The sequence below is a fragment of the Methanobrevibacter sp. 87.7 genome (assembly GCF_002208625.1).
GTDB lineage: Archaea > Methanobacteriota > Methanobacteria > Methanobacteriales > Methanobacteriaceae > Methanarmilla.
The window spans coordinates 1-11,773 of sequence record NZ_MRCT01000050.1 but is presented as its reverse complement, the minus strand read 5'-3'; the positions used below and the strand labels follow the sequence as shown (position 1 = coordinate 11,773).

10 protein-coding genes and 1 pseudogene are annotated in these 11,773 nt (G+C 22.5%); 1 reads left to right on the top strand and 10 read right to left on the bottom strand.

The features are described 5' to 3' along the window. Positions 1-186 precede the first annotated feature (186 nt). The 10 genes and pseudogenes from BGI41_RS03710 to BGI41_RS03670 all read right to left on the bottom strand — a co-directional run bounded on the left by BGI41_RS03710 (position 187) and on the right by BGI41_RS03670 (position 9,402). Positions 187-390: a histone family protein gene (locus BGI41_RS03710; protein ID WP_088538891.1), complete on the bottom strand. Its 204-nt coding sequence runs from the start codon at positions 388-390 to the stop codon at positions 187-189. A 183-nt stretch (positions 391-573) separates the two neighbouring features. Continuing rightward, positions 574-1,816: pseudogene (locus BGI41_RS03705) on the bottom strand (tripartite tricarboxylate transporter permease). Between the two features lie 242 nt (positions 1,817-2,058). Continuing rightward, entirely contained in the window at positions 2,059-2,262 is a 204-nt protein-coding gene (locus BGI41_RS08450) for a hypothetical protein (RefSeq protein ID WP_198945417.1), read from the bottom strand. 34 nt (positions 2,263-2,296) lie between these two features. Beyond that, entirely contained in the window at positions 2,297-2,455 is a 159-nt protein-coding gene (locus BGI41_RS08445) for a hypothetical protein (RefSeq protein ID WP_198945416.1), read from the bottom strand. 168 nt (positions 2,456-2,623) lie between these two features. Next, entirely contained in the window at positions 2,624-3,124 is a 501-nt protein-coding gene (locus tag BGI41_RS03695) for a DapH/DapD/GlmU-related protein (RefSeq protein ID WP_088538890.1), read from the bottom strand. Between the two features lie 10 nt (positions 3,125-3,134). After that, positions 3,135-4,280 carry a hypothetical protein gene (locus BGI41_RS03690; RefSeq protein ID WP_088538889.1) on the bottom strand — a complete coding sequence of 382 codons (1,146 nt, stop codon included), beginning with the start codon at positions 4,278-4,280 and terminating at the stop codon, positions 3,135-3,137. A gap of 2 nt (positions 4,281-4,282) precedes the next feature. Further along, positions 4,283-5,173, bottom strand: coding sequence for a hypothetical protein (locus tag BGI41_RS03685; protein WP_088538888.1), 891 nt, complete (start codon positions 5,171-5,173; stop codon positions 4,283-4,285). 179 nt (positions 5,174-5,352) lie between these two features. Continuing rightward, positions 5,353-6,537, bottom strand: coding sequence for a glycosyltransferase (locus BGI41_RS03680; RefSeq protein WP_088538887.1), 1,185 nt, complete (start codon positions 6,535-6,537; stop codon positions 5,353-5,355). A 146-nt stretch (positions 6,538-6,683) separates the two neighbouring features. Further along, a complete protein-coding gene (locus tag BGI41_RS03675; protein WP_088538886.1) occupies positions 6,684-8,438 on the bottom strand; it encodes a glycosyltransferase family 39 protein in 1,755 nt (584 codons plus the stop codon). A gap of 109 nt (positions 8,439-8,547) precedes the next feature. Then, the gene (locus tag BGI41_RS03670) at positions 8,548-9,402 is read right to left on the bottom strand and encodes a UbiA family prenyltransferase (protein ID WP_088538885.1); all 855 of its coding nucleotides are present in this window, start codon (positions 9,400-9,402) and stop codon (positions 8,548-8,550) included. A 428-nt stretch (positions 9,403-9,830) separates the two neighbouring features. Here BGI41_RS03670 and BGI41_RS03665 point away from each other — a divergent pair, with 428 nt between their 5' ends. Beyond that, on the top strand, positions 9,831-11,585 hold the full coding sequence (locus BGI41_RS03665; RefSeq protein WP_088538884.1) for a glycosyltransferase family 39 protein: 1,755 nt from the start codon (positions 9,831-9,833) through the stop codon (positions 11,583-11,585). Positions 11,586-11,773: the final 188 nt, after the last annotated feature.

Here is an 11,773-nt window from a genome sequence, read left to right as displayed (position 1 = left end):
TTAAATATTTTAATTAATTATTTTTTTTTTTTTTAAAAAAAGTAGTTTTTCTATATTTCAAATGATTTTTATATTTAATTTTTAAAAAATACTTAGATAAAAAGTTGAAAGTTATTTTATAAGTAGTTTTTTTAGAATAAAGTTTAAAAAATTTGATAAAATAAGATAAATAGTTTAATATTTATCTTATTCGTTTTTAATAGCTAATTCAATATCCTCAGCTTTAACAGTTTGTCTTTTAGCTAATTTTGCATATCCTATAGCTTTTTTAGCAATATCTGCAGCTTCTTCTTCTAAATATTTAACTAATGTATCAGTAGCATCTGAACTTACTCTTTCAGCACCGGATTCTTTTATTATTCTATTAATTGGAGCTTTTGCAATTCCCATATTTTCACCTCAATTTGTTAAATTAGTTTAAAATTATACACTTTTAAAATGTATACCGTTATTTTATTCTTTATTATTAATAAATATAATGTTTTTGAACTTTTTTTATATTTTATTAGTTTATATTTTAAAATTTGTTTAATTTATACGAATTATTTCATCTTTTAGAAAGAATATTTAAATTTAATGGAACATATTAAAATATATGATTATTGCAGGTACTATTAAAACACCCATTAAATGTGATTTACTTACTCCTTGGTAATGAGGGATTAATCCAAGTGCTATAGAACTTATTAAAAGTAGTAACATACCATAAAGGATATTTATAGATTATATTAAATGTGTATACAAGTATAATCATTATAAAAATAGCTATTGTGGATAATTTTTTATAATCAATTCCTTCAATGATTTTTATGAATTTATCTCCAATTTTAATTGCAAAAATCAATGATATTGAAACAGAAATTAAGGATACTCCAATAAACATTATAAGTATATTTAATGTAAATTTAGTAATCATATAAGAAATATAAACTGCAATACCACTTCTTGGATTTCCGATTAAGTAAATTGATATTAATGAAAAAAGACAATTTGAAGTATTAATTCCACTTATCACAGTTAGAAAATTACTTGCATCATCGTCTGTTGTATTTGACATATCTTGTGCTATTATTCCTCCTTGTGCAGGTCCAAATCCTGGTAAAAATCCAAGAATTGCTCCACTTATTCCTCCTAAAAATATATTTTTTATTTTTGTTTTATCAATGTTTATTTCATAGAATGGATTTTGATGTGGTATAATTGAATTATCATTTAAACTAAACAATATTGTACTTATTCCAAATAATCCAGTAAATGTTACCATTAAACTTAAATTAGAACTTAATGGAGTTTCAAACACTGCCCAACCAATTATTCCACTAAGTAAAAATAGAATTAATGACCATATTGTTTCTTTTTTATTATTACTTAATTTGTAAATTAAGATTATGGATATTATAATGAGTATTAACCATAAATATGGTTTTAATAGATTATGGAAATAAGGTAAAATAATTGCAAATATTGGTAATGTTATAATTGTAACAAGTATTGCACCATAACCTCCAATTGAAACAATTCTTATAGCCTCCTTTCCTCTTCCTTCTATTACCATTCTGTGACCTGGAAGAATAGATAATGCAGTTGCTTCTTCTGGAACACCTAAAAGTATTGAAGGAATAAATTCAAGAAGGGCATGTGATACTGCAAGAGATGCTAAAAATATACAAATTGCTTCAATTGATGTAAAATTTAGAAGAAATGGAGATAATGTGTAAATTATTGCTCCAGAAGTATTAACATGTATACCTGGAAATAATCCTGTAATACAACCTACTAATATTCCAAATATACATGCTATAATTAAATCTATCATAAGATTTAATTTTAATTAATTTTTTTATTTAGTTTTATTAAATTGTTTTAATTTATATTATATTTTAAAAGGATTTTTCTTTTATAAAATATTTTTTTCTATTTAATTATTCTAAGATATTTTTTAATATTTTAGTATTAGTACTTAGAAAAAGTTAAAAAAAGTAATTTTTATTAGTTTAATTATTGTCTATTTTTATCATTTTTTATTAATATTTTAACTGCTTCTATTGCAGTTTTAATTTAATTTTCAGTATCAAAATAAGTTTTATGATCAATATTTTTTGAATCTCTTTCTTGATTTAAAATAGCTAAAAGTATAGCACCAGTACGTATATGTAGAAATGATCTTAATGTAAATAATGTTGAACATTCCATTTCAGAACTTAATACTCCTAATTTTTTCCATGCTTCCCATTTCATTTTAAGTTCTTCAGATATTGGCATTCTATCAGGATTATGTTGTCCATAAAATGAATCTTTACTTTGGATAATACCAACATGATATCATGTACTCTCTATTATTTCCTATAAGTTTAGGACTATCAAAATACTTTGCTATTTTTTTAGATCTTTGAGGGTCTCCAGGAATTAGAACATATTCTCCAATTTCTCCAGGTTTTACTTGTATATGGTACATTCTGCCTTCTTTATCTCTTAAATCCATTGTTTCACCTTTTCTATGAATTTAAGTTTTTAGTTTATTAGGTTTATATTTTGCTTTTTTTATCTGTTTGTAAGTTTTTTTATTATTTAAATAGAATAAGTTTATATTTTTATTTAAAATTATGAACTATATTTTCTTTATTTAATGGAATTTCTTTTCTTTTTTTAATTTTTTATAGTGGTCTATATCTCTATATTTAAATACTTTAGCAGGATGACCTCCAGCAATTCCATACTTAGGAATATCATTTACAACAACACTTCCTGCCTGTATTATTGCTCCTTCTCCTATATGTGTACCACCTAAAATAATTACTCTATTTCCAATCCATACATTATCTTCGATTATAACATCTTTTGATATAACGGTATTATCATAAGGTATTGCATCTCCTTCATAATTATGGAAATCTGTTATAATCATACATTTTATACCTGAATGGAAATTAGAACCTATATTTACTTTTCCTTTTCCTTGTATATGCATTCCATTAAAGTTAACATTATCTTTAAGACTTGTATTTTGATTTACAATAGATTTATTATTAACTTTAAGATTTTTACCATAGGATAAACATGTGTTTTTCACATTATTTGTATATCTTTTTTGTTTAATTTTTTGAATTATATTTAAAATTCCCATTCTTTTACCTCTAATTAGAACATTTTGTAGAATATTGTGTTAATAATATTGCACATTTATGTACTGTATTTAAATCAATTTTTTTGTCTGATTTTACAATTTTATTTAATAATTCATTTATAAAGAAATCTTCATCAATTAATGGATTGTTTAATACTACAACATCAAGATTTACAAATCCTACATAAGGATAAATAGGACATTCAAGACCATTTTCCATTAGAAAATCTTCAAGTTCATATGCTAATTTAATTGTTTTTTGTTTTATACGGTTATTATGTTCAAATTTGTATTTATGTTCTGGATTAATTAATCTAGAAGTAATAGGGTTATCATCAGGAATTAATCTTTCATCACTATTATCACCAAGAAGAGATATTAATTCTTGTGTTTCATTTTCTTGTTTTATCCTATCTTTATCTTCTTTATCATTGAATTTTTGTGTTAAAATTGTGTAAATTCCTGTAGGACCAATTACAACATGGTTTATACCATCACTTGCTCCAGGTACTTTTACATAATATAAAATATAGTAATTTTCAGGAAGTGTTAATAATTTAGAACGTATTATTCTTCCTCTTGTTTCTTTTTCATTATAATTTTTACTTTTGTATAACCCAACAGAGAATACTATAATACCTATTATTACAAAAATAAGACTGTATGACCTTTTTGAACGTATTGTATCAAATAATCCAAGACCTATTATAAGTGTACCAAGACCGAGGTATAAATAAGAATAAGGTTCATTACTTTCATTTGGATCGGGTACAAGATTTTGTTTTTTAATATTATCTAAATTTTCTAAGGTAATTTCAGGATTTAATATTTTACTATATTCATATCCTCTTTTTGGAGTTTTACCACTTATCTCTTCAAATTTTGAATTGTTTTTATCTAAAAATTTTGTTCTAAAATGAGTTTTATGATTTTTTATTTGAGTATCTTCTTTAGATAAGTTATGATATCTAGTATTATCTTTTCTAAAATCACTTGTATTAATATAACCAGATTGTGTATTTTCAAAATTTATCTTCTTATAATTATCAGTATTTGTATTAACTAGTAAATTTTGATTTAGATTAATGGTATTACTTGTATTACTGTCATTTTTATTATTAGCTATGTTATATCCTTCTATTTTATAATCTTGCAATTTTAAGTTTTTTTTTCTAAAATTAAATCTTGCATATTATATCTATTCATCATTTTCTCTTTAAATGATTCAACAAGATATTCTTTTAATGTATTGTAATCGGAGGTGTTTGGAACTTCTACTTTTTTTCTACTTTTTAAAACAGTTTCAACATTATCATTGTATTCATTATTGTTTTTATAATAATTGTCTAATGTGTTTCTATTGTCTTTAAAACTGTTTTTATTATCTATGTCTTTTCTTGTTTTGGAGAAATGTTTATTATTTTTTATATATTCATTTATTGGTTCTTCTGTGTATGTTTGTTGTGTGGTTGGTTCTTCTGTGTATGTTTGTTGTGTGGTTGGTTCTTCTGTGTATGTTTCTGTATGTTCTGGGTAAATATCTTCATTATAATTAAGTTCTGTTTCATCAAATTCTTCTAATCCTAAATCAGAATTATCATAATCATAATAATCATAGTCAACATATGTATCATCATCTTGTGAATGATCTACATATATGTAACCATCATCTTCTATTGGAATTGTTTCTTCATTTTCTACAGGAATTTCTATATTTATGTCCTGATTTGTATATGATTCTTGATTATCGTTTAAATAATTCTCTACATATCTAAGTTGTCCACCACAGCTACTACATTCATAATCATTAATATTTTCATCATTGTTTATTTTGAATTTTAATCCACAATTAGTACATTGGACTATATGGTATGATTTTTCAAAATTTGATGTATTAAATTGATGAATATTATCATTTGATGGTATTGGATCATACTCATCATCATATTCTAAATCTCCAGTACAAACAGAACATTCATAAGTATTAATATCCTCATCATCATCTATTTGAAAATTAGCTCCACAGTTTTTACAAACTACAACTCTCATATTGTCCACATTTTTTATTTTTTTTAAATAAATATGATAATATAATTTTAAGAAATTTATATAATTTAAATATATTTATTCTAATATATTATTTATTTTTATTTTAAATAATAAGTATTTTTTTAATAAATCTTAAATTTTATTCATTTTTTTAGTTTTTAAATATCTATTTTAAAAATTTAAGATGTGTTTTCATTTATTGTTTCTGTATAAATCTTCATAATTTCATTTATTATATTGTTCCAATTGTATTTTTCTTCTATTAATTTTCTTCCATTTTCACCATAAGTTTCCATTAATTCTTTATTACTTAATAATTTACTTATAGTGTTGGATAATGATTTAATGTCATATTTACAACTTAATCCACAGTTATTATTTACCCATGTTGCAATATGATTACATTCAGTTAAGATTAATGGTTTACTTGCAGCCATTGCTTCAAGACCACTTGTTGTAAATGATTCATATTGTGAAGGCATTATAAATGCATCACAATCAACTAATGCTTCTAATTTCTCTTTTTTATATAATGGTCCTGTAAGAATTATTTCATCTGATAAATCATATTCTTTAATTAATTTTTTTATTTCATTTTCAAAACCATTATCTGGGCCTATTATTGCAAGTTTAACTTTTTCTTTTGTATTATTTAAAAAATCATTAAATGATTTTATTAGAAGATCTAAACCTTTAATTTTATTTAATCTACCAATAAAAATTAATAGTTTTTCATTATTTATATTATATTTACTTCTAAATTGATTTTTTTCTGGAAGATTATTATATTCTTCTAGATTTATTCCTAAAGGAATTATTTTAATATTTTCTTCTTTAATCCCCATTTTTAAATATTGTTCTTTTTCAATTGGAGTAAGTGCAAATGCTTTTGATGCATCATGAAGTATATTAAAACCCCATATTTTATCAAATATATTTTTTATTGTTTCTTTTTGGAAAAAAGGAAGTACTGAACCATGTGATTGTATAATATAAGGGATATTATTTTTCATAGCATATTTATGTGTTAAAATAGCTAAAGAATGTCTATGTTCATGGATATGTATTATATCAAAGTTTCCAATATTCTCTTTTAAGTGTTTTTTTAATCCACAAGGAGTATCTATTGTAAATTTGTTTTTAAATGAATTTGAAATGTTTTTAAAGTAGTATACATGAATTCCATCTTGATTTACATTATAATTATTTTCAAATTTAAGACGATTTATACATGTATCTGTAGTATATATTGTAACATTATGTCCAAGTTCTACTTGTTTTTTAGCTATTTGGTATGATGCATTTACAACACCTCCTGCAGCAAAACAAGGTACAAATGAAGGTACTACATGTAATATATTCATTTTTTTACTCCTTTTAATTTTTCACTGTTTATTTTATTTTCTAAGTTTATCTTTCTATTTTTTATCTTATTATAAACTAATTTGATATTGTATCTTCTATTTTTTTATTTTTATAAAATAATTTAATATTAAACACTTATTATAAGTCATGCTTTTTTATATAATGTACAGTTATTTTTTTCTTTTATTATATAATATCCATCTTTAATATTACTATTTCTTCCTTCAGCAAAATAATAGCTAACATTATTTGCTTTTAATGTTTCTGTAAAATTACTTTCATTTTTTAAATTATCTGTTTTATTAACATTCATTCTTAATTCAAATGAAATTCCACTCCAATCATCACCCCAAATTGTTTTATTTAAATAATTTGAATCATTTTCAATTAACCAATTACAAACTTCTTTTTGATCTTGTGAAGCAGTTAAAATGTTTTGAGGACTTTGATTATCAAATGTATGTGGTGTGTTTACTGCAAAACAGTATCCAGTAAATCCAAGACTTCCAATAATTAATAATATTGGAATTAATGTTTTAATAATGTTTAATTTTTCTTTAAAGATTTTAAAATCTTCTAATTTTTTATATATTAAGTATAAACCTAAAATAATCATATATGCAAATACTGGTGTAAATGTAATTGCATATCTATCTGTTTTAATAATGTGGTATGTATAAAAGCTAAAGTTTACAATACCCCAATAAATAAACATAAAATCTATTGCCATATACTTAAGATCTGCTTTTCTAATTAGTCTAAATAATGCTAATATAGAAATACTGATTAATGCAATTGATGTATAAAGTGAAACTTTTGTAAAACTTACAAAGTATACAATAAGTGGTATAATAAATAAGATTATTTTTAAATAATAAAATTTATTCTTATTTTTACTTATTCTTGCTCTATTATGCTTATTTAATATTTGGCTTATGTATAATAATATTCCAATTAGAATTATAGAAATTAATATTATTGAGATAATAGAAGGACTATTTCCCATCCAAACCATTTTATTAAAGTTATATGCTCCTGGTTTAAATGAGTAAGGAATCCATTTTTCTGTTCCAATATATAATGGTAAATTGTTTATATAATACCATAAGTTATTTGTAGTTGCAGTAGCAGTACTTGTTGCTACTGCTTGTGTATGTGCACCAGGATTACTTGTAGCAGATATTGATGAAGATTGACTAATAAAAAAGAATGGAATATTGTTTATTTTATATATTCCTAAAATAGCTATTAATGTAATTAATCCAGATAGTATTCCTTTAATTAATTTGCCTAAATGTCTATTAATGTAATTTAAAGGATTTCCAGTAAATAATATTAACATAAGCATTGCTGGAAGTGTTAATATTACAGTATATCTTGTAAAGAATCCTAAAATAAGTACGGGAAATGCAATATAATAATATTTTGGATTTCTATATAATCCAAGTGCCATTAAATATATTGCAAGTATAGACATTCCAAGACCTGGAATATCTAACATTCCTTTTGAAGCCCATGCAAGGTTAATTGGAAAACAAAGTAATAAAATAGTTCCTGTAAAACTTAATAATTCTTTGAATCTTAATCTTAAAAGTCCATAGAAACTAAGTCCTGTTATAATATAAAATAATCCACTTATAATTAATATTACACTATCTGAAACGTAATCTGTTTTAAAAACAAGTGAGCATAAAAATGGAATAAGTGGTGGAAGTCCATGATTTGTACTACTTGGGCTTAATCCTGCAAAATATAATCCATTATTAAGATAAAGATAAACATCATGAATATAGTATACTCCCATTTTTGTATCTATACTTAATAGATATGTGAGAATACCGCTACTTATAATAAAAATTAAGATTATACTTATTATATCCATTTTATTTTTATAATTCATTTTAATCAGTTAATTTACTTTTAGAAGTTTTTTTTATTAATATTTAGAAGTTTTTTTTATCTTTATTTTAATTTTTTAAAGTTTATTTTTATTTAAATATTTGATTTCTTTAGAAACTTCCTATTGCAAATGCAATAAATGCAATCATCATTCCTATTTTAAGATTTTTTGAAACTTCACTACAAGTTTTAGTTTCTTGGTTTTTAAGTATTTTATATCCGCTGTAGAAGAATAATATCATTCCAAAGAAAACTATTATAATATAATATAAATTAAAAATGTGTTCTATATAAAGAAGAGGACATAATATTGTATCTATAATTATTATTCCACTTGAAAGGTATGCTGCTTTATTTTTACCGTAAACAATAGGAAATGTTTTTGCACCTTCTTCTTTATCTCCTTCTATATCTTCTATGTCTTTAACTATTTCTCTTGCAGTTGTCATAAGTATTGCAAAGAATCCAAGTATTAATGAGATTATTATAATTTTAAATGTATTAGTTTCTGCACCTATTACTGTTCCACCGAAAATAAAACATAATCCAGTTAAGAATCCTACAGTAATATTACCAATAAGTACACTAGATTTAAGATTACGTGCATAAAAATATTCTAAAAGACATGCTCCTGCTACAATAATAATTGGCCAAATACTTGATACTAAATAAGTAATTATTCCTCCAATTATTATTGCAACAATAAATAATGTATATGCATAAGTTTTAGCTATTTTTAAGCTGATTCTTCCAGAAGGTATTGGTCTATTTGGTTTATTAATACAATCTATTTTATAATCGAATACATCATTAATTGTATTACCTCCACCTAATGCTAAGAATGTTGCAATTAAACTTAATATAATAGGTATACTGTAATTATGTCCTACAATTCCCATAAGAATAACTGCAATAACTGCCATTATTGCATTTCCAGGTCTTATAATTTCTATATATGGATTCATTTAAACACATCATCATTTTTAATTAAATATTAATTTTAACTTTATTTATTAAATGTTTATCTATAATTTATATTATATTTCTTTTATTTTCATTATATTAGCTATTTTGTGTTTTTTTCTTTTATTTATTGTACAATTTTTTTATATTTTGTGAATTTTTTTATATTTCATATAATTTTTTTATATTTTTTATAAGATTTATATAGTTTATAATATAAATGTTAATTTTATGAATGATTTATTTAGATTATTATTTTAGAACTTTAATTTTTTAGTTTTAAGATTTTAATCTTTTTTAGAGCTTTTTGATTTATATTTTTAATCTCTTTAGAATTATTTAAACTTTAAGTTTAATTTTTTAGTTTTAAGGTTTTTAGAAATTTTTAATTCAATCTCTTAATAATCATATTTAATATTTGAGGAATTTTATGCAATCTAATCTAATGAAATTTATAAGGAGAAAGCAAGATAACATTTCTATAAGTTTTCTAATTGTTTTATTTGCAGTTATGACTGTTCTACTTATAATGATTAATTCTTCTAGTAATATTCTTGGAAGATCTTTTAGGGATGTTTATTTTTATTTGATTTATGCATTAAGATTTTCAGGAGTTTATTTTTCTGGATATGCTTATATTAATAATCTTCCACCTTTAATACCATATCTTACTTCAATTCTTTTTAGATTAGGTTATGTGAATGTTTCTAGTATTTTCATTGTCACAGGAATTTTTTATTTCTTAGGTGGAGTATTCTTTTATAAATTACTTAGAATAAGATTTAATAATCTTTATTCTGTTCTTGGTGCTGTAATTTATTCTTGTTTAAGTATTAATTTAACATGGGCTGCAAATGGTACTATTGATATTCCTTCAGTTGCATTATCTATAATTGCACTTTATGGTTTAATAATGGCTGTTGATAGGAATCAAAAGTATTTTTATCTTGCATTTCCTGCAATTGTTTTAGGATTTTTTGCAAAATATACTGCAGGAATTACTTTAATGATAATGATTTTATATTATGTTTTAAGAGTATTTTCACGTAGAAAACTTAGAAAATATTGGAAAAATACTTTAGGAGGAATGATTTTCGGTTCCCTATTTATTATACCTTATATTGTATATATTAAATTGAATAATCTTCCTTTAGGATTTTTAGGACAATTTGGAGAAGTTGCATCAGAACCAAGTTCTAAAGCAGCACTTTCTCATAAGGTTACTAATGATTTAGGATTTTATATTGTAAATATTCCTCATTGTTTAAATTCCAATATACCAGTACTTGCTTACCTTTTAATAGCTATTTTGCTTATAGGTTTTGTACTTATAATTTGTAAATCAAGAAGTACTTTAAAAATAACTTATAATCAACAATCTATTTTATTACTTGGACGTTCTATTCCATTATCTGTAGTATATAAAATGATTTATATTGATTTAATTATTTTAGTACTTGTATTTTTAACTATTGGTAAAATTTCATTTGTATATACTGAAATTTTATTCTTTATCTTTGTTTATTTAATGGCTGTTAAAATAAATAAAATAATTGGAAAATATAATAATATACCTCGTAAAAGAAAATATAAATCATTTAACTTTGATTTTATTATGTTTATTTGGTTTTTTACATACTTTATTTTCTTTTCAGCACATTATGTAAAAACTCATAGATACTTTACAACAATGGCTCCTGGATTTGTAGCTATGATTATACTTTCATTGTATTTAATCTTAAATACATCTAAAATCAGAAATATTTCTTTTGATTTAAAAGAAAATAAACGTAAAGATTATAATATAAAATTATCAACAGTAATTATCTTAATATTAATTGTAAGTTTTGTTTGTTATGGATTTTATTCTATGTCTTTAGATAAAACTGATCCATTAGTATCTGATGAAAGTAATATGGCTAATTATTTAAAGACTAATTATCCAGATTATATAAATTCTACAATATCTGCAGATAGAGCTCCAATATATGTTTGGTATTTACATAAAGAAGTTAAATATATGAAAAATTCTGATGATCCAACGATTAGAACCTATAATTTAAAGAAAGAGAATGCCTCTTATTATATTGGAAATAATTCAAGTCTTGAAGTTGAAAATTATGATAAAATCATTAATTTTAATAATGTTACTTTGTATAAAAAATCAGAGTATGCAGATTATTGATTTTTCATAATTTTATTTTTTAATTATAATACTTACTTAGTAATTTTTTTATAATTTTTTAGTTTTATTTATTGATTTAAGTATTTTTTACATTCTTAATTTTACACTTGAAATTATCCTCTATTTTTTTTAAAATTTCAGATTTTTATAATTGAAATTTTTAAATTCATATCTAAATATTCTAAAAT